1 protein-coding gene is annotated in these 433 nt (G+C 63.5%); it reads right to left on the bottom strand.

The window, feature by feature from the left end; all coding sequences use genetic code 11:
- Positions 1 to 405: UvrD-helicase domain-containing protein (locus AC1DKR_RS21225; protein WP_478035132.1), on the bottom strand; the 405-nt coding region annotated here is incomplete at its 3' end.
- Positions 406 to 433: the final 28 nt, after the last annotated feature.

Genomic DNA, 433 nt, shown 5'->3' on the forward strand with positions numbered 1-433 from the left:
GTCCAGGCCCAACTCGCGGATCACCCGCTTGACCAGCCGTTGCTGGTCGTCGCTGTCGAGAATCTGGAAGGTCTGGCTCAGGCCCGCCTCTTGCCAGTGCGCCCGCAATAAGCGGTGCGCCAGGCCGTGGAAGGTGCCGACCCACATGCCGGCCGGGTTGATACCCATCAGCTGCTCGATGCGATGACGCATCTCGGCAGCGGCCTTGTTGGTGAAGGTCACCGACAGAATGGAGTGGGGCGAGGCGTTTTCGACCTGGATCAACCAGGCGATACGGTGCACCAGCACTCGGGTTTTACCGGAGCCAGCACCGGCCAGGACCAACTGACGACCCACGGAGGCAGCTACGGCCTGGCGTTGGGCATCGTTGAGGGAGTTCAGCAGAAGGGAGAGATCATCGCGCATCGGGGCATTCTAGGGTGCGACGTCACAC

The organism is Stenotrophomonas sp. 01N47, from assembly GCF_056399165.1.